Source organism: Arsukibacterium sp. (assembly GCF_033722355.1).
GTDB lineage: Bacteria > Pseudomonadota > Gammaproteobacteria > Enterobacterales > Alteromonadaceae > Alishewanella.
In genome coordinates, this window is the sequence record NZ_JAWVZF010000020.1 from 1 (window position 1) to 18379 (window position 18379).

An 18379-nucleotide genomic window follows, 5' to 3' on the forward strand; every position below is an offset into this window, starting at 1 on the left:
ACCAGCTCTTCAGATTCTTTGCCTGCCGCTTTTACACTCTGCACAAACCGAAGCTCTGCCGGAATACGCATCTCACCGTAGCGGCGGGCTTTGACCACACCACTGCGAAAAGCCGTTTCGTCAATGTCCATTACCGGTGCTTCAGCCAACGTGACTAACTGACCGCTAATGAGCCGCTGCACCAGTTTGCCGGCAGCCGTCGGCGAGATAGCATAAACGCCGGAGTGAATTTTGCAGCCTGCCGGAATACCCAGCACGGTAGTCGCCTTATCGATGACACTACAGAGGTTACGCGCGGTCCCGTCACCGCCGGCAAACAACAACAGGTCGACTCCTTGCGCGGCAATGGCCTGCGCAGCCTGTTCGGTATCGGCTGCGACAGTGGGGTATGCAGCCGGCGCGTAACACACCTGATAATTCAGCCCTAATTGCTGACACAGCTCAGCCCCCATGTCACCTTCGACGGTGATTACCTGAAACTGATCTTTTAAATCAAGCAACTGGCTCAATGCTACGCTGGCACGCTCGCCAGCCATTGGTATTGCTCCCAACGCCAGCGCTTCTGCGGCCATACCATCACTGCCTTTAAGCGCAACACTGCCCCCAAGGCCCGCCAGTGGATTAATAATAAGCCCTAAGCGAAATGGATTTATCATAGGTTCAGTTATATCCGGATGCCTGTCTGCTAATGGCGCGCATTGTAGCGACTTCCTGCGTCCTTGCCCAGTATTGCCGGTATGAACAGGCGGTAGGCCGTTGAATCACGTTGTAACATGCAGCATGCTTGCCGCACTGGCCAGCCTGGTTTAGAGTACAGCCAGACTTTGACCACAAAATTAAGGGAAGTAAATGTCAGCACTTCAGCTGCAATTTGAGCAACTAAAACAGGCTTACAGCCAGCGCCCTTATCCCGATTATCACCAGCGCCGGCAACAACTAAACGCCTTGCGTCAGGCTATTTCTGAGCAGAGTGACGCATTATGCAATGCGGTAAGTCAGGATTTTGGTTATCGCAGCAGTGACGAAACCCGTTTACTTGAAATTATGCCGTCACTAAGCGGGATTGATTATCACCTAAAGCAGTTAAAACACTGGCTTAAACCAGAAAAACGACATGTCCACTACAGTTTTATGCCCGCCAGCAACCGGGTAATGGTCCAGCCGCTGGGTGTCGTTGGCATTATTGTCCCGTGGAACTACCCCATTTACCTGGCAACTGGCCCGTTAATGGCAGCGATTGCCGCCGGTAATAAAGCCATGCTGAAACTATCAGAGTATACGCCCGCTACGAATAAGGTATTAACCGCCATATGCCAGCAGGCGCTGGCAGCGGATGCCGTTGTCATTGAAGGCGATGCTGACATTGCTGCTGAGTTCTCGCGCCTGCCCTTCGACCATTTGTTATTTACCGGCTCAACGGCAGTCGGGCGCAAAGTGATGCAGGCTGCTGCAGCAAACCTGACCCCGGTAACGTTAGAGCTGGGGGGCAAAAGCCCGGTTGTTATCGCGCATGATGCTGATGTTACACAAATTGCTAAACGGCTACTGTTCGGTAAAACCGCCAATGCCGGTCAGACCTGCGTAGCACCTGACTACGTACTGGTGCCTGCTGATAAATTGGAGCAGCTGATTTCTGAGCTTAGCCGGGGGTTTACAGAATTTTATCCCGACTTTGCTACTAACCCGGATTACAGCGCAATCATAAATACCGCCCAGTACCAGCGGCTGATGACCATGCTGGAGCAAGCCCGCCGCAGCGGTGCCCGGATAATTAATTGTGGCGATAACAGTGGCAATAACAACGTGGCCACAGCCAACAGTGAGCGGCGGCTGGCGCTGCAGTTAATAATTGGTGCAGATGATAACAGCAACTTAATGGAGCAGGAAATATTCGGCCCGTTACTGCCACTCATTACCTACAACAGCATAGATGAAGCGCTGCACTATATTCAGCAGCGGCCAAGGCCGTTGGCGCTGTATTTAATGAGTAATGATAAGAACACCCAGCAACAGGTGCTCAGACAAACACATGTCGGCGGGGTCTGTATTAATGACACCCTGGTTCATGTGGCTCAGGACGACCTGCCTTTTGGTGGCATTGGCCCGTCGGGTTTAGGCAACTACCATGGCAAAGAGGGTTTTCTGCGGTTTTCCCATCAGAAAGCCATTCATCAGAAAGGCTGGTTTAACAGTGGCCGGTTTATTTATCCGCCATTTAACCGCAAAGTGTTTAAAGCGATACTTAGCTGGTTAACCCGTTGAATATCAGGTATGGCAAAAGAACTACAGCGCAGGGTAGCTGGATTACTTGCGTCACCGGCTTCAAGGATCACGTTCCTGTGCCCCTTCAGCCTGCGCAGCATCCATGCTGCTGTTACGAAAGTACACCAGACACCCTGTGTTGGTGTCTGAGTAAGCCTTAGTACATAACAACTTTTATTCTATATTCGCTATTTTCTTCGGCAGGGTTAACACCAGCAGGCAGGCCAGCAGAGCAAAGCCGGCAGCGAAAATAAAGGTTTGCGCCGCACCAGCACCATTTTGCCAGCTTAGCCCGGCCAGATAAGCGCCAATAGCCCCGCCACCGCCAAAAATAAGCCCGGCGTAAATCGCCTGGCCACGGCCGCGCTGGGCTTTGGGAAATACCTGCTGAATAAACTGCATGGCGCAGCTATGAGCAAGGGCAAAACTGCCGGCATGCAGCAACATACTCAGCGCCAGCCACCAGACAGAGTGCGCCAGCAGCGCCACCATTAACCAGCGAATGGCGGTTAAGCCGTAGCATATACCCAACAAAGTGCGATAACTGCGGTTATGCATAATGCGCCCGGCAAAGTAAAACGCCACGATTTCAGCCGCTACGGCCAGACTTATCAGCAACCCAGTCTGACTGCCGCTGTAGCCCAAATCACGGCTGTAAAGCGTAAAAAAGCCGTAAAAAGGCGCAAAGCTGATTTGCATCAGCAGCGCCGCGCCCATAAAAATCCATAGTGTCCGGTGTTTTAGCAGTTGCCGGTAAGATAAGCTTGCCGCTGTGGCATCATAGTCCGGTTCGAGCGTGGGTAAATTAAACAGACAAAACACTAACAACAGCAAAAACGCCAATGCTGTAGCTGGCATAAACTCACTGCCATACCACTGATAAAACCAGCCACCGAGCATAACCAGTACAATATAGCCAATACTGCCTGCAGAGCGGATCCGGCTGTATTGCTCCGTATTATTGTTCAGAAACAGAAAAGCCGAGACTTCCAGTTGCGGTAAAATTGCAGTCCAGAAAAAGCTGAACAACGCCAGGGATGCCAGTAACAGGCCAAAACCACCATCAATAAAGCTGCCAAGCCAGCCAATACAGGCCAGCACAGCGCCAAGCTGCATCACCGCCAGCGGTTTATTGCTGCGCTCGGCTAAACTGGCCCAGATAGCCGGCCCGATAATTCGGGTGGCGGTTACGCTTGCCAGCAGCAGCCCTATCTGGCGCGAATCAAAACCGCGACCATCCAGAAACAGGCCCAGGTAAGGCACAAAAATGCCCAGCACCCCGAAATAAGTAAAATAAGCCAGCGCTAACGCTGGCCTGGCGGTTAAAAAAGGCATAAATTCTGAGCGTCGTTAAGTTAGCGCTTTGCGCTGGCAATATCCGGCGTGCTGACGCTTACTCCGGTGTTTTGCGCCCGGTGGCGCAGCAGATGGTCCATTAATACAATAGCCAGCATAGCCTCAGCAATCGGCACAGCCCTGATCCCGACACAGGGGTCGTGCCGGCCTTTAGTGACGATATCAACTACCTCGCCATTCACATTAATACTTTTACCCGCAATACTGATACTGGACGTGGGCTTTAATGCGATACTGACTTTAATATCCTGTCCGGACGAAATTCCGCCGAGGGTCCCCCCGGCGTGATTAGCGGTAAACCCGGCTGGCGTTAATTCATCACGACCGGTTGAACCGCGCTGCTCGACGACCGCAAAGCCATCACCAATTTCCACAGCTTTAACTGCATTGATACTCATCATGGCGTGGGCAATATCAGCATCCAGCCGGTCAAACACCGGCTCTCCGAGACCAACAGGTACTCCTGTTGCCAGCACATTTACCCTGGCACCCACCGAGTCACCGTCTTTTTTAAGCTGACGCATATACTCATCCAGCGCCGGAATCTTGTCAGGGTCCGGGCAGAAAAACGGATTATTTGCGATTTCATCCCACTGCAGCTTTTCTGCTTTTACCGGCCCTAATTGCGCCAAATAGCCGCGAATTTCAATACCGCAGTGCTGCTTCAGGTATTTTTTAGCAATGGCGCCAGCGGCAACCCTTACTGCCGTTTCCCGGGCTGATGAGCGACCACCACCACGATAGTCCCGGATACCGAATTTATGCCAGTAGGTATAATCGGCATGCCCCGGTCGGAATAAATCTTTGATAGTGGTGTAGTCTCCGGAGCGCTGATCAGTATTTTCAATTAATAAGCCGATACTGGCACCGGTTGTGGTGTTCTCAAACACGCCTGAGAGAATTTTAACCTGATCATCTTCCCGCCTCGCCGTGGTATAACGCGACGTACCAGGCTTACGACGGTCTAAATCCTGTTGCAAGTCGTCTGCGGTTAAATGCATGCCCGGCGGGCAGCCATCGACAATACCTCCAATAGCCGGGCCATGACTTTCACCAAAAGTGGTGACTTTAAACAACTGACCAATGCTGTTACCGGCCATTTAGCTCTCCTCGAACAAGTGTTGGTAGGCGACGAGCTGAGCTTTACTCAGTGCAAAGACACCATGGCCACCGGCAGTAAATTCAAGCCAGTTGAAATGGACGTCTGGATACCTATCCTGCAATTCAACCATACTATTGCCTACTTCACAAATTAAAAAACCCTGCTCGGTTAAATGAGCAGCTGCCTGTGCCAGAATACGCCGGGTTAGCTGCAGCCCGTCATGGCCGGAGGCCAGCCCGAGTTCAGGTTCATGCCGGTACTCATCCGGCAAATCTGCCATATCCTCAGCGTCAACATAAGGCGGATTGGTAACAATAAGATCATACTGCTGACCGCTTAGTGCATCGTAACCATCTGATAATATTGGGTAAACCCTATCCAGTAAACCATGCTCATTAATATTGATATCTGCCACAGCTAAAGCTTCCGGGCTGATATCAACGGCGTCTACCTGAGCATCCGGAAACGCATATGCACAGGCAATAGCAATACAGCCAGAGCCGGTGCACAAATCGAGGATCCGCTCTGGTGGTGCCTTAAATGCAAACCGGCTGAATTTTTCATTTATCAGCTCAGCGATTGGTGAACGTGGCACCAGCACCCGCTGGTCGACATAAAACGGCAACTGACAGAAATAGGCCTGATGGGTTAGATAGGCAGCAGGGATCCGCAGCTCAATCCGCTGCACCAGCAAGTCGATAAATGCCCGCCGCTCTGGCCGGGTAAGCCGGACGCTTAGTAATTTATCATCAGTGAGCGGTGGCAAAAATAAACAATGCGCTAGTAGCGAAGCGGCTTCGTCCCAGGGGTTGTCGGTACCATGGCCAAAGTATACGCCGGCTTCATTAAAGCGACTGACTGCAAAACGCAACCAGTCGTGGACGCTGACTAACGCATCAAGCGCTTCACTGATATCAGTTTCTGAAAGTATCGGTGTATAATCGGCCATATTAAATATTCGCTCTTTGTAAAAAATGAGCAGATTGTATAGACTTGCGCGATGCAACGAAAGAAGCTTTCTCACCCCCCTCATTTATCTACCGAAGACAGTGAGCTGTTCCGTCAGTCTGTTAGCGGCGCCCGGCCATTATTACAAGACAAGATAGCCCCTGCCAGTAATGGCCGCAAGCTGAAAACCCGGCCTGCCGTTAATATGCCGCAGCACGAGCCGGATCTGTTTTATTTCTCTGATGATTATGAAGGTTTTATCAGTGATGGTGGTTCGCTGTCTTATGTTCAGCCAGGCGATGACCCGCGGTTGGCGGGGCGCTTAAAACGCTCGGAGTTTCAGCCACAGGTGGTACTTGATTTACATGGCTTAACTCAGCGCCAGGCTAAAACCGAACTGGCCGGGCTATTGGCTTACTGTAAACGACAGCAGTTTAACTGCGCCTGTGTAGTACATGGTAAAGGCCTGGGCATTCTGGCCCGAAAGGTACCAAACTGGCTGATTCAGCATCCTGATGTTCGGGCCTTTCACACTGCCCCGAAAGACTGGGGTAAGCATGGCGCTTTATTGCTGCTACTGAAAATTAATCAGCCTGGGCCTGAGTTAAGGCGCTAGTTCCGCTGCAAAACAGGCATTAACGCCTTAAGAAGTCATTAATGCCATTCCCTGCGGTGCCACTTTCTCCATTAAATGACCACTCCTGGCCGGCTGATAATCAATACAATACAGGGAGGCGGTACTGAAAACCGGGGTTTGCCCCGGCTGGGTCAGAGTTTCGACCAGAAAACTGACCAATGGCATATGTGACACCAGTAAAATTCTGGCTTCAGGCTGTGCGGCTAACTTTGCATCAATCAAGTTATGCACTATTAACGGGTTACCATCAGGCACTAACTCAGATTGTAGCAGCAACTGACAATCCGAGCCTTGCCCGGCCAGCATAATATCTGCCGTCTGAGTTGCTCGCAGATAGGGGCTGACCCAGACATCGGTAAAGCCGTTATAGCAACTTTGCAGCCATTGTGCCATTTGCAGCGCTTCCCGCTTGCCTCTGCTGGTCAGTTGACGCTGACTGTCTTGCTTAATCAGCGGCTCTGCTTCACCATGGCGCATAATAACAATGTTAACCATTTTTATTGATACCGTACTACTTCATCATTGGGTTTTTATTTGCCACTGTTAAAAAGCATACGCTGGGCAAAAATTGTGCGCTATGATAAAGAAACTCTGGCGCAAGCGTAACTGCTATTAACGCATAACATAGAACCTGTTTATTACTAAATGCTATCAAAAATCGGCCATCTTGCAGTACTGCCATACCGAAATAGGATAATTCTTGGAAAAAGTACATATAAAGCAAAGCCCAAACGATAACAGAGCCTATCAACACCTGACACTCGACAATGGTCTTACCGTGTTATTGGTGAAAGACAGCAGTGCAGAGAAAAGTGCAGCAGCGCTCACTGTCAATGTTGGCCATTTTGATGATCCTGCTGATTATCAGGGGATGGCGCACTTTCTCGAACATATGCTGTTTCTGGGTTCAGAAAACTATCCGGATCCGGGTGAGTATCAGCAATTTATCAGTCAGTATGGCGGCAGTCATAACGCCTGGACCGGTACAGAGCATAGCCATTTTTATTTTGACATCGATCCCCCGCAGTTCCGCCAGGCGATTGCCCGCTTTGCCGACATGTTTTGCCGGCCATTGTTTACTGCCGCTTATGTCGAAAAAGAACGCCACGCCATCGAAGCAGAATACTCGTTAAAATTGAAAGATGACAGCCGGCGGATTTATCAGGTACATAAAGAAACCATTAATCCGGCACATCCATTTGCGAAATTCTCTGTCGGTAATCTTAACACGCTCAATGATAAGCCACCGCAAACGCTGCGCAATGCATTACTGCAATTTTTTCTGCAGCAATACAGTGCCAGCCGGATGAGTTTGTGCTTAGTAGCAAACAATGATCTGAGTACAATGACGCAATGGGTAAAACAATACTTTGCCGGACTTCCCTGTGCTTTACCGGCAAAAGCACCGTTGGCAGTACCCCTTTATTTACCGGAACATCAGGCCGTTTTATTAAATATCAAACCCCATAAAGACTCTGACCGGCTGGTGGCCAGTTTTGCCCTGCCTGACATACAGCCATGGTACCGGCATAAAATCGTCAGTTTTCTGGCTTCACTGTTAGGTGATGAAAGCGAGGGATCTTTACTCAGCTATCTGAAAAATGCCGGACTGGTTAATCAGCTGAGTGCCGGCGGCGGTATTGATGGCAGTAACTACAAAGATTTCACTGTGTCATTTGAATTAACCCGTGCTGGCCGCATGAACACCGAGGCAGTCCTGAAGGCGCTTTACAGTGCGCTGGCCAGAATTAAGCAGCAACCGCTGCCAGAGCAACTCTATATCGAGCGACAAAAACTGCTGCATTGGTCGTTTATCTATCAGGAGCCCGCTGACGCCTTGCAAACCGCCAGTCAGCTGTCGGTTAATCTGCAGCATTATCCAATTGAGGATACTATTTTTGGCGACTACCGGATGGAATTACCGCCCGAATCCGTTTATCAGCAATTGCTCAGCTGGTTCAGACCAGAGAACATGAGGCTGATGCTGATAGCCCCTGACGTGCCAGTGCTGACAGAAGCAAAATGGTACAATACCCCCTACTCCGTTACCAGGTTAAGTGATGCGTTACTTCAGACCCTCAGAGATACCGGCCCGGTTGCTGAAATCACTCTGCCGGGCAGTAATCCTTATTTAACTGAACAGGTCAGCCTGCTGGATAAAGATCAGCATATGACGGTGCCAGAGCAGCTTTATCACAGCCCTTATCTGAGTATCTGGTATAAAGCGGATACTGAGTTTAATACCCCTAAAGGGCATATTTTTCTGCAACTTAGTTTACCGCAGACGATTGCTGATAACCGGCAACTGGCAACCAGCAGGCTTTGGCTGGAGTTGTTTCAGGATCATATTAATCAGCAGTTTTATATGGCTACCAATGCCGGGTTAAGTTATAACCTGCATGTTCAGAAACAGGGAATAAGCATCCATACCTCAGGCCTGGCCGCAAACCAGATCCCATTATTGCAACACATCCTGCTGCAGATTAATCAGGCAGCTTTCTCTGAACTGCGCTTTAATGAAATTAAGCAGCAACTTTGCCGGCACTGGGCTAACAGCAGCAAAAGTAAACCTGTAGCCCGGTTATTCAGCCAGTTATCCGCCATACTGCAGCCGCTTAATCCGGAAATTGAAGTGCTTATCGAGCAACTGCAGCAATTGAATTTTCAGCAATTCTGTCAGTTTTCAGCACAATTGCTCGAAAAGGTACACCTGGAGGCGCTGCTGGTGGGTAACTGGACCAAGCACAATGCCAGTTCACTGCAAGCTATGCTTAAGCAATGGCAAGCACAATACACCACACCTGGCAGCAAAATTTCTGCGCCTACATATACGATTAAAGGTACAGGTCCAATCTGGTTAAATACCGATACTGACAGCACTGATCACGCGTTAGTGGCATACCTGGCTGCAGATCAGACAACTGCAGAACAAATGGCGTTGTTTATGCTGGCAAATCATCTGATGTCACCCCACTATTTTCATCAACTGCGCACAGAGCGACAAATGGGGTATCTGGTGGGGACAGGTTATGTTCCTATTAATATGCTGCCAGGCATTGCTTTTTATATTCAGTCGCCGAACTTTGAATGCACGGCGCTCTACCAGGCAACAGTTGATTTCTTCCGGGGATTTTTACAACAGATTGAGCAAATGCCAGAGGACCTGTTTGCAGAGCATAAACAAGGGCTGATAGCGCAGCTTTCTGAGCGGGATACCAGTCTGGGGTCAAGGGCGAAGCGACTATGGCTGGCATTAGGCCAGGAAGACACAGAATTTGATCTGACCGGCAGAATAATCGGTGCCCTTTTGCAACTGAGCAAACAGCATTTTACTGGATTGCTGCAAGACTTGCTGGCCGCGGATCACGATATGTTACTTCTGGCCACTGGCGAAAATGATAAATTTAACCATATAAAAAATATGACATCTGCTCAATTGCGCCGGTTAGTAGCGGACAAGTAAATTGATTTTGACACTTTTCCCAAACTTGGTTAACTTAGGCAGAATAACAATAAAAATGTTGTAATTTGTGGGTATACGTCGTTTCGCTTACTTAAAAACGTCCTGGATACTGCTCGCGGTTTTTCCTTCCGGACTCTCTGCGCTTAGCTGGGACAGCGCGCAGCCTTATATCTTTTCCGCTGTGCTGTTCTTTGCTTGTGCTGCACTTTTGCTTGCTCATGCCAGCATTGTCAAAATGCGGCGCTATCATAAACGGCTGGCCAAAAGTGAAGAGCGTCTGCGACTGTCGTTATGGGGCAGCGGTGATGAGCTGTGGGACTGGCGTATTTTAACAGGAGAATTGTACCGCTCCAGTTCATGGTTAAAACCGGTTGCGTTAAAACCAGAAACACGAGATTTCCCCCCCAATAAGCAACAAATCCATCCACAGGATTTAACCCGGGTTATAAACCTGCTGAATGAACATTTAAATGGTGGTAGTGCTTTTTTTGAAGCAACCTACCGGCTGCAGACAGCTGAAGGACATTACATCTGGGTGCTCGACCGCGGTAAAGTGGTTGCTTATGCCACTAATGGCACACCTAGCCGGATGACTGGTACGCTGAAAAATATTCACCAGCTCAAAGAAGCAGAAGGCAGAATGCAATTATTTGCCCGCTGCCTGGAAAATATCTCCGATGCAGTGCTGGTATGTGATACTCAGTTCACTATCATTGAGGTTAACCCGGCGTTTAGCAGTATCACAGGTAAAAATCGTGCAGAAGTGGTCAACAGCCGGTTTGAATTATCTTTATATCCCAGCCGCTTTATGCAGGACATTCAGTTGCAACTGGCAAAGCATGGCCGTTGGAGCGGTGAAATCAGGGAGCAAAAAGATAATGGCGAAATTTATCAGGCCGAATTAACCTTTGATGTGATCAAAGATGAAGAAGGCAATCCACTGCAATATGTCGGTGTGTTATCAGATATTACTGACCGCAAGCTACGCGAAGCAGAATTAAGCCGGCTGGCAAATAATGACACTCTTACCGGCTTACCGAACCGGGCAGTATTTATGTCGAAACTGGCCAGTCTGGTTACCGTTGATGCGGTGCATGCGTTACTGGTATTTGATCTGGACAATTTCAAGAAGATAAATGACTCCCTGGGTCATGAACTTGGCGATACCCTGCTTTGTAAACTTGCGCAGCGATTACATACCGATCCTCGTTACCAGAATAAATTGTACCGGCTCGGTGGTGATGAATTCGCGGTATTGCTAAACGATACCAACGATATTCATACCATTACCTCGATGGCAAAGGGGTTGCTGGAACAAATTAACCGGCCATTTTTTATCAGCCAGCACGAATTAGCGGTCACCAGCAGTATCGGCATTGTATTGTTCCCTGATGACGGCAATGATCCACAGGCATTACTGCGCAATGCCGATACTGCGATGTATCATGCCAAAAATGACGGCGCAAACCGCTATTTGTTTTTCAATGACAGTATGAACAAGCAAGCGGTGAAACGCCTGCAGGTTGAAAACTTAATCCGTTATGGCTTAAAAGAAGACTACTTTACTGTCTACTACCAGCCCAAAATGGACATTCTGACCGGGAATGTGGTGGGCATGGAAGCACTGGTCAGATTTATTACGCCAAAAGGAGGCCTGGTTAGCCCGGCCAGTTTTATACCGGTAGCCGAGGAAACAGGACAAATTGTCGAAATCGGTGCTGTGGTACTGCGAAAAGCCTGTGAAGACGTTAAAAAATGGCTGGCATTGGGTTTATTTCAGGGACGGGTTGCGGTAAATCTGTCGGCTAAGCAGTTTATGCTACCCAATCTGTGTCAGCAAATCGATGATGTGCTGGAACAATGCGAACTGCCGTCATACCATCTGGAACTTGAAATCACCGAAGGCACGGTAATGCAGTCGCCTAAACTGGCAATAGATACCATGAAAAAGCTACGGGCACGGGGCATTCATCTGGCAATGGATGATTTTGGTACCGGCTACTCGTCACTGGCCTATCTGAAACAATTTCCGCTGAATACCCTGAAAATAGACAAAGCTTTTATTGATGACATGGATAATGCCCGCGGCAGAAATATGGTAGATACCATTGTTACCATTGCTCATAATTTAAGTTTAAATGTAGTTGCAGAAGGGGTTGAAACAAAAGATCAGCTGGACATGCTGCGCAAGTTACGCTGCGAAACCATTCAGGGATTTTATTACAGTAAGCCTCTTTCTGCTGCAGACTTTGCTACTTTTTTGTCCGAGCAGAAACAGCGGGCCCGGCTTAGTGCAATACCCGGGTAACCGCTGTAAAAAAAGCCCCGCAGGGCTTTAATCGCTGTCGGTCTCGACGTAAGAAAAATCGTCGGCGCCGTCAGCTATCCGTTTTTTACCAAAAACAGTGTGGAACTTGCGTTTTTCATTCAGGCGCTGTTTGTATTTAACCCAGGTTTTTTCAAAGGCAGTGCTTGCTTCAGCCTCTCCACGGCAAACCAGAACGAAGCGTTGTTCTTCCTCATTTACCGGCTCGCGCTCTCCTTGCTCTAACTGCTGCATCGCGAAACCATGTTTTTCCAGCAGATTACCTTCTGCCAGGGTAAAGCGCCCGGACCGCGTAAAACCACGAGGGAAATTGCGGTCATCGAAAAAGCGACGATTAGCGACAAAACTTTGCTGCATCACTTTTTTCCTCTAATGTCGTTGAATATAAAGCCAGCCTGTTTAAACTGTGCGGAGTATGGTTAACAAAATTCCAGTCGTAAAACAAATATTTTTTATTGACACGATAAATAAATTTAAGGCTACCCCTTGGATACTGAACTGCTAAAAACCTTTCTGGAAGTGCAGCGAACCCGCCATTTTGGCAAAGCTGCTGAAAACCTGTATTTAACTCAATCTGCTGTCAGTTTTCGCATTCGTCAGTTAGAGCAGCAGCTTGGGGTTAACTTATTTAGTCGCTATCGAAACAATATTCAACTTACCGCTGCCGGAGACCGATTGTTGCCGCATGCTCAGGCGATGCTGACAGCCTTACAACGGGCCAAGCAAGAGGTGGCGCTTAGCAATAAGCAAGCACAGCAGCTTTCGCTGGCAGCAACAGCCAATGTCTGGGACAGCTTTCTGTTAGCGGGTTTTATTCAGGTGCAGCAACAATATCCTCAACTGGCCTGGCGCGCTGAGTCGCTTGGCAGAGAGCAAATCAGCAGATTGTTGCTGGAGCGTAATCTGGATCTGGCGGTGGTGTTTGACCCACCCAAGGTTGACGAAATACAGGTTGAAAAACTGGATGATATTAAACTGATTGCAGTGACCAGCAGTCCGGATACCACAACGGACACCGCAATGGCTCAACATTATATTCTGGTTGACTGGGGAACCTCGTTTGACATTCAGCATGCCAAACATTTTGCTGATATGCCGCCGCCCTTTCTGCGTACCGGTAGCGCTAAAATTGCCCTGGAGATGCTGCTGCGAAGCCCTGCAACAGCTTACTTACCACAAGTGATGGTGCAGCCGCTATTACAAAGCAACCGCCTCAGAAAAGTGCAGGATGCGCCACAGATGAGCAGAGAACTCTTTGCCGCCACGTTGCATCAGGCGACTAATGAGCGATTACTGCAGCAGATCATCAGTCAGTTGCGCCAACATATAAACAGCCTGGCGGCTTAGCATAGCTTTCTTTAACGCTTACTGCGCTTTAAGGGCGGAACAAACTGCTGTTTTTGCCCCGGGCCTTACACAACAACAATCGTTTATGGCTACTGAATAACGGTAACAAGAATGGCCCGGTAAACAGTGCCGCAAGCGCCCATTGTAAGGCCTGCATGCCACTTCGTAGTGCTGCAATATAAACCCCAAGCGCAACGGCCAACCAGACAACAGGTACTAAAAACACAAAAAATTTCCTTAATCAATACAGCACTGCAGCAGGCGGTTATTATACCGTCTGCTGCACGTACCCGCTGTTAAGCTTTTATTGAATCTTTGCAAATTCTAATCGTAAAACCGGCTGTTTTGCTCGGCCATGGTTAATAAAAGGGGGCATGGGGCAAACCGCTCACCGTGCTCGGCTTCAAACTCACGTAAACTCGCCACCAGATTCGTTACCCCAAGCGTATCGATATACCGGAACGGACCACCAAGAAACGGCGGGAAACCGATACCGAAAATAGCACCAATGTCACCATCCCGGGCTGATGCTATTACCCCTTCATCCAGACAACGTACAGCTTCATTTAACATCTGGACAGTGCAGCGCCTGGCAATTGCCTCACTGCTAAGCTTACTTTCAGGAGTGACACCCAGCACCTTATACACACTGATGTCGACCGTTTTCGAGCCTTTTTTTGCTTTATTGCCGTACAGATAAAACCCTTTTGCTGACTTTTTGCCTTTACGGCCATCTGCCAGCAAGGTATCAAACGCCGGCGGTGCAGCGAAGCGCTCACCTAACTGCTCAGTCAGAATGGGCGATATTTTCGCACCCACATCAATGCCCACCTCATCCAACAGGGTTATTGGCCCAACCGGAAAACCGAACTTTACCAGTGCCTTGTCAATTTTTTCCACCGGTTCACCTGCCAGCAGCAGGTTAGCGGCTTCGTTCATATACAGCGCCAGAATACGGTTAACATAAAAACCGGCACCATCTTTCACCACAATGGGAGTTTTACCCTGTTTGCGGGCAAACGCGACGGTGGTAGCAATAGTTTTTGCTGACGTCCGGTCATGGGCAATCACCTCGACCAGGGGCATTTTATCGACCGGAGAAAAGTAATGCAGACCAATCACATTTTCCGGCCGCTTAGCCTTAGCAGCGATCTGACTTATCGGCAACGAGCTGGTGTTGCTGGCGAAAATTGTATGTTCTGCACAGTGCTGCTCAATATCTTCGACCATCTGCTGTTTTAACGCTAAATCTTCAAATACTGCTTCAATTACCAGATCAACATCATGAAAACCGCTGTAATCTGTGCTGCCGGTTAACAGTAGTAACTGCTTTTGCATGTCGGCTTTGCTGATAAAACGGCGCTTAAATTTCTTCAGTAATAAATCGTAACTGTATTTCAGCGCGTTACTAATGCCCTGCTCATTAATATCCTTAATGCGTACCGGCACCCCGGCCTTGGTGCTGCTGACATTAGCAATACCGCCCCCCATCAGACCACCTCCCAGTACCGCTACCTTTCGCACTTTGTGTGGCTGAGTGTCGCCGGCACCGGTTTCCTTCTTCATCTGGGTGGTCGCAAAAAACAAACTGCGCAGCGCCGCCGATTCGTCAGTCATACATAACTGACCAAAAGCGGTTGCTTCCGCAGCAAGACCTGCGGCATAGCCACTGTCCTGCCCTTTTCGGACAACGTCAATAATTCTTATTGGAGCAGGATAATTACCCTGAGTTTTCTTCAGGGTCTGTTTCAGAGCCTGAGAGAAAACTAAATTTCGTCCGGGACTGGTGTTTTCCAGTAACTTCGCCAGAAAACCCTTCTTTTTGACGGCCGGTTGGCTCTTTCCCCGGAGTGCCCGTTTTACCGCCGCGTCCAGCAAAATCGTTGCCGGCACAACTTCGTCTATAAGACCGGCTTTTTTCGCCTGCGCTGCGCGTAACTGTTTACCTGTCAGCATCATGTCCAGCGCTTTCTGAACGCCAACCAGCCGAGGTAACCGCTGGGTGCCGCCGCTGCCAGGTAACAAGCCCAACTGTACTTCCGGCAGGCCGAGCACCGTTTTTTCTGAATCAGTGGCAACCCGGGCATGACACGCCATCGCCAGTTCAAGCCCCCCTCCCAGACAAGGACCATTAATCGCGGCAACAACCGGTATTTTCATTTGTTCCAGCCGATCAAACATTTGCTGGCCCATCCGGGCAATATCTTCAGCCTGCCCGGCGGTGTCGCAGTTATCAAGCATTGAGATGTCGGCACCGGCAATAAAGGAGTCCTTTTTACCACTGATAAATACCACACCTTTGATCCCGCTGTTTTTTTGAATAGTGTTTAAAATGTCGTCAATTTCATCAGCAAAAGACGCTTTCAGGACATTCATGCTTTCACCTGGAATATCCATCGTGATAACGGCTACCTGATCATCCCGTATATTCAGGCTGAAACTGTTCGGTTGTTTAGTCATTATTCAGTCTCCAAAATCATCGCAGCACCCAAACCACCAGCCGCACAGGCCGTCGTTAATCCGACACCACCACCACGGCGCTGCAATTCATTGAGCGTCTGCACAATTAAACGGGTGCCGGTGGCAGCAAACGGATGGCCATAAGCCAGTGAACCGCCGTTGACATTGAACTTATCCATATCAATTTCGCCAATCGCGGAACTGCGACCCAGTTTTTCTTCAGCAAATTTCTTACTGCCAAACATTTTTACGTTAGCCAATGCCTGGGCAGCAAAGGCCTCGTGCATTTCAATCAGGGTAAGATCGCTTAACTTCATTCCGGCCCTGTCCAGCGCTACCGGCGTGGCATAGGAGGGGCCCATCAACATATCTTCCTGTACGCCAATCGCAGAAAATGCATAACTGCGGATATAACCTAATGGTTTATAGCCCAGCGCTTTTGCCCGGCTTTCTGTCATCATCAGAACCGCCGAGGCGCCATCCGTCAGTGGGGTGCTGGTTGCTGCCGTTACGGTACCGTGAGTGCGGTCAAATACCGGCCGCAATTTGGCATAGGACTCAAGCTTTGAATCCATCCGGATATTGTTATCGATATCCAGAAATTTATTGTAGGGTTCTACGTGGGCTGTCATTACTTCATTAGCCATTAAACCATTTTGCCATGCTTTCGCTGCCAGTGTGTGTGAGCGATGAGCCATTTCATCCTGAGCAGCCCGGCTGATACCATGGGTTTTAGCCATCTGCTCTGCCGTGTCGCCCATTGACAGACCAGTGCTGTATTCCGCGACTGCTGGAGGCACCGGCATCAGATCTTTCAAACCTAACCGTCGTAAAATACTGATTTTCTGGCCAAAGGTTTTTGCTTTATTCATATCAACCAAGGCTCTGGCCAGTTTTTTACTGACCCCGATAGGCAGCACTGAGCTGGAATCCGCTCCACCGGCAATGGCAATTTCAATGGTTCCGGTCAGCATAGACTCAGCGACACTGGCCACTGACTGAAAGCTGGTCGCACAGGCTCGCGTCACACTGTAAGCATCGGTATGGACACTCATACCGGTACCCAGCACAATTTCCCTGGCAATGTTTGGTGCCTCAGGCATCTGCACAACCTGGCCGTACACCACTTGCTGGACAAGGCTGACATCAAGCTCGCTGCGGATCAGCATTTCGTTAACGACCAGCTTAGCGAGGTCGAGCGCCGATACGCCGTGCAACTCAGTAGCTTGTTTTGCAAAAGGTGTACGCAACCCTGAGACAATCGCAATCCGATCACCGCTGTGGGTATGAAGTTTAATGGGCGCTGACATGGCATTCCTCTTTATTTAAATCGAAACAGTCAAAGCAAAACAGGTCTGACCTGTAAAGTTAGTCTGATTGTAACGACTGTTACTGCCAATTAAAACACTTGTTTTAATGCAAAATGAACCTTATTTAGGTTATAACGTCATAGCCTAGCTGTTTTTAGCGCTAACTGTGCAGAAAATAACCAAAATATTAAACTAAAAGACGTATATCACTATGGTAAATGCATTTTCCACCTTAAAAACCTACCTGGACAGTCAGGTGCTGGGCCAACCTGAGCTGACTGAAGGTATTTTGCTGGCCCTGCTGGCTAATGGTCATTTACTGGTGGAGGGGCCACCCGGGCTGGCAAAAACCCGCGCCGTGAATGCTCTGGCCCACGGGGTGGAAGCAGAATTTCACCGGGTGCAGTTTACGCCGGATTTATTACCTGCTGATTTAACCGGAACAGATATCTACCGGCCTGAAACCGGTCAATTTGAATTTCAGTCCGGCCCGCTGTTTCACCATATTATTCTGGCAGACGAAATTAACCGCGCTCCGGCTAAAGTGCAGTCAGCACTACTGGAGGCCATGGCGGAGAAACAAATTACGGTCGGCCGGACAACTTACAAATTACCGGAACTATTCCTGGTCATGGCAACCCAGAACCCGCTGGAGCAGGAAGGAACCTACCCGTTACCAGAAGCACAGCTTGACCGCTTTCTGCTCCATCTGAAAGTGGGTTATCCGAACGCAGAAACTGAACGCCAGATACTGCGCTTAACCCGTGACGAAGCGATGCATAAGGCCGTGGAGCAGCCGGCAGCTATTAGCCAGCAGGATATTTTCAGTGCCCGCCAGGCGACGTTACAGTTGCATCTGGCTGACAGCCTGGAAGACTACATTGTGCAGCTGATAATGGCGACCCGCCACGGTGCCACGTACAGCGCCAAGCTGGCATCCTGGGTCAGTTATGGTGCCAGCCCGCGGGCAACTATTGCACTGGAACGGTGTGCCCGGGCCAAAGCCTGGCTGGCAGATCGTGATTTTGTCACTCCGGACGACATTCAGGCGGTGTTTCATAACGTATTACGGCACCGTCTGATATTAAGCTACAGCGCAGAGGCTGAAGGCGTAACTACCGATGACGTATTAACTGAAATCCTGAATTGTGTGCCGGTACCCTGAGCA

At 49.3% G+C, this 18379-nt stretch carries 15 protein-coding genes; 6 read left to right on the forward strand and 9 right to left on the reverse strand.

Annotation, left to right across the window (positions count from 1 at the left end; translation table 11 throughout):
* Positions 1 to 656: ATP-NAD kinase family protein (locus R3177_RS03940; RefSeq protein WP_318969736.1), on the reverse strand; the 656-nt coding region annotated here is incomplete at its 3' end.
* Between the two features lie 193 nt (positions 657 to 849).
* Between R3177_RS03940 and R3177_RS03945 the strand changes: the two genes are divergently transcribed.
* A complete protein-coding gene (locus R3177_RS03945) occupies positions 850 to 2262 on the forward strand; it encodes a coniferyl aldehyde dehydrogenase (RefSeq protein ID WP_318969737.1) in 1413 nt (470 codons plus the stop codon).
* 174 nt (positions 2263 to 2436) lie between these two features.
* Here the strand turns inward: R3177_RS03945 and R3177_RS03950 are convergent, their stop codons facing one another.
* Genes R3177_RS03950 through prmB form a run of 3 tightly spaced genes read right to left on the reverse strand, consistent with a single transcriptional unit; the run spans position 2437 to position 5669 of the window.
* Positions 2437 to 3597, reverse strand: a complete 1161-nt coding sequence (locus tag R3177_RS03950; RefSeq protein WP_318969738.1) for an MFS transporter — start codon at positions 3595 to 3597, stop codon at positions 2437 to 2439.
* A 20-nt stretch (positions 3598 to 3617) separates the two neighbouring features.
* A complete protein-coding gene (aroC, locus tag R3177_RS03955; RefSeq protein ID WP_318969739.1) occupies positions 3618 to 4718 on the reverse strand; it encodes a chorismate synthase in 1101 nt (366 codons plus the stop codon).
* Complete coding sequence (gene prmB, locus R3177_RS03960) at positions 4719 to 5669, reverse strand: 50S ribosomal protein L3 N(5)-glutamine methyltransferase (RefSeq protein WP_318969740.1); 951 nt, start codon at positions 5667 to 5669, stop codon at positions 4719 to 4721.
* A 51-nt stretch (positions 5670 to 5720) separates the two neighbouring features.
* On the opposite strand from prmB, the gene smrB reads away from it, so the two are divergent.
* Positions 5721 to 6284: an endonuclease SmrB gene (gene smrB / locus R3177_RS03965; RefSeq protein WP_318969741.1), complete on the forward strand. Its 564-nt coding sequence runs from the start codon at positions 5721 to 5723 to the stop codon at positions 6282 to 6284.
* Between the two features lie 27 nt (positions 6285 to 6311).
* Here smrB and sixA read toward each other — a convergent pair whose 3' ends face one another.
* Positions 6312 to 6800: a phosphohistidine phosphatase SixA gene (gene sixA / locus R3177_RS03970; RefSeq protein WP_318969742.1), complete on the reverse strand. Its 489-nt coding sequence runs from the start codon at positions 6798 to 6800 to the stop codon at positions 6312 to 6314.
* A 205-nt stretch (positions 6801 to 7005) separates the two neighbouring features.
* On the opposite strand from sixA, the gene R3177_RS03975 reads away from it, so the two are divergent.
* The gene (locus tag R3177_RS03975) at positions 7006 to 9768 is read left to right on the forward strand and encodes an insulinase family protein (protein ID WP_318969743.1); all 2763 of its coding nucleotides are present in this window, start codon (positions 7006 to 7008) and stop codon (positions 9766 to 9768) included.
* A 67-nt stretch (positions 9769 to 9835) separates the two neighbouring features.
* A complete protein-coding gene (locus R3177_RS03980; RefSeq protein WP_318969744.1) occupies positions 9836 to 12076 on the forward strand; it encodes a putative bifunctional diguanylate cyclase/phosphodiesterase in 2241 nt (746 codons plus the stop codon).
* Positions 12077 to 12103: 27 nt separating this feature from the next.
* Here the strand turns inward: R3177_RS03980 and maoP are convergent, their stop codons facing one another.
* Positions 12104 to 12451 carry a DUF413 domain-containing protein gene (gene maoP / locus R3177_RS03985; RefSeq protein ID WP_318969745.1) on the reverse strand — a complete coding sequence of 116 codons (348 nt, stop codon included), beginning with the start codon at positions 12449 to 12451 and terminating at the stop codon, positions 12104 to 12106.
* A gap of 129 nt (positions 12452 to 12580) precedes the next feature.
* Here maoP and hdfR point away from each other — a divergent pair, with 129 nt between their 5' ends.
* Positions 12581 to 13441 carry an HTH-type transcriptional regulator HdfR gene (gene hdfR / locus R3177_RS03990; RefSeq protein ID WP_318969746.1) on the forward strand — a complete coding sequence of 287 codons (861 nt, stop codon included), beginning with the start codon at positions 12581 to 12583 and terminating at the stop codon, positions 13439 to 13441.
* A 28-nt stretch (positions 13442 to 13469) separates the two neighbouring features.
* Here hdfR and R3177_RS03995 read toward each other — a convergent pair whose 3' ends face one another.
* From R3177_RS03995 to fadI, 3 genes are all read right to left on the reverse strand, one after another.
* The gene (locus R3177_RS03995; protein ID WP_318969747.1) at positions 13470 to 13667 is read right to left on the reverse strand and encodes a hypothetical protein; all 198 of its coding nucleotides are present in this window, start codon (positions 13665 to 13667) and stop codon (positions 13470 to 13472) included.
* Between the two features lie 98 nt (positions 13668 to 13765).
* Positions 13766 to 15901, reverse strand: a complete 2136-nt coding sequence (gene fadJ / locus R3177_RS04000; RefSeq protein ID WP_318969748.1) for a fatty acid oxidation complex subunit alpha FadJ — start codon at positions 15899 to 15901, stop codon at positions 13766 to 13768.
* Positions 15901 to 17211, reverse strand: coding sequence for an acetyl-CoA C-acyltransferase FadI (fadI, locus tag R3177_RS04005; protein ID WP_318969749.1), 1311 nt, complete (start codon positions 17209 to 17211; stop codon positions 15901 to 15903). Before fadI ends, fadJ begins: the two co-directional genes overlap by 1 nt.
* Positions 17212 to 17422: 211 nt before the next feature.
* Here fadI and R3177_RS04010 point away from each other — a divergent pair, with 211 nt between their 5' ends.
* Positions 17423 to 18376 (forward strand): MoxR family ATPase, encoded by a 954-nt coding sequence (locus tag R3177_RS04010; RefSeq protein WP_318969750.1) that lies wholly within the window; start codon positions 17423 to 17425, stop codon positions 18374 to 18376.
* Positions 18377 to 18379 lie beyond the last annotated feature (3 nt).

Coding starts and splice junctions, on each gene's coding strand:
- prmB (WP_318969740.1), bottom strand. CDS start 5,669: ATGGCCGATTATACACCGATACTTTCAGAAACTGATATCAGTGAAGCG.
- smrB (WP_318969741.1), top strand. CDS start 5,721: ATGCAACGAAAGAAGCTTTCTCACCCCCCTCATTTATCTACCGAAGAC.
- R3177_RS03950 (WP_318969738.1), bottom strand. CDS start 3,597: ATGCCTTTTTTAACCGCCAGGCCAGCGTTAGCGCTGGCTTATTTTACT.
- R3177_RS03945 (WP_318969737.1), top strand. CDS start 850: ATGTCAGCACTTCAGCTGCAATTTGAGCAACTAAAACAGGCTTACAGC.
- fadI (WP_318969749.1), bottom strand. CDS start 17,211: ATGTCAGCGCCCATTAAACTTCATACCCACAGCGGTGATCGGATTGCG.
- aroC (WP_318969739.1), bottom strand. CDS start 4,718: ATGGCCGGTAACAGCATTGGTCAGTTGTTTAAAGTCACCACTTTTGGT.
- sixA (WP_318969742.1), bottom strand. CDS start 6,800: ATGGTTAACATTGTTATTATGCGCCATGGTGAAGCAGAGCCGCTGATT.
- R3177_RS04010 (WP_318969750.1), top strand. CDS start 17,423: ATGGTAAATGCATTTTCCACCTTAAAAACCTACCTGGACAGTCAGGTG.
- fadJ (WP_318969748.1), bottom strand. CDS start 15,901: ATGACTAAACAACCGAACAGTTTCAGCCTGAATATACGGGATGATCAG.
- maoP (WP_318969745.1), bottom strand. CDS start 12,451: ATGCAGCAAAGTTTTGTCGCTAATCGTCGCTTTTTCGATGACCGCAAT.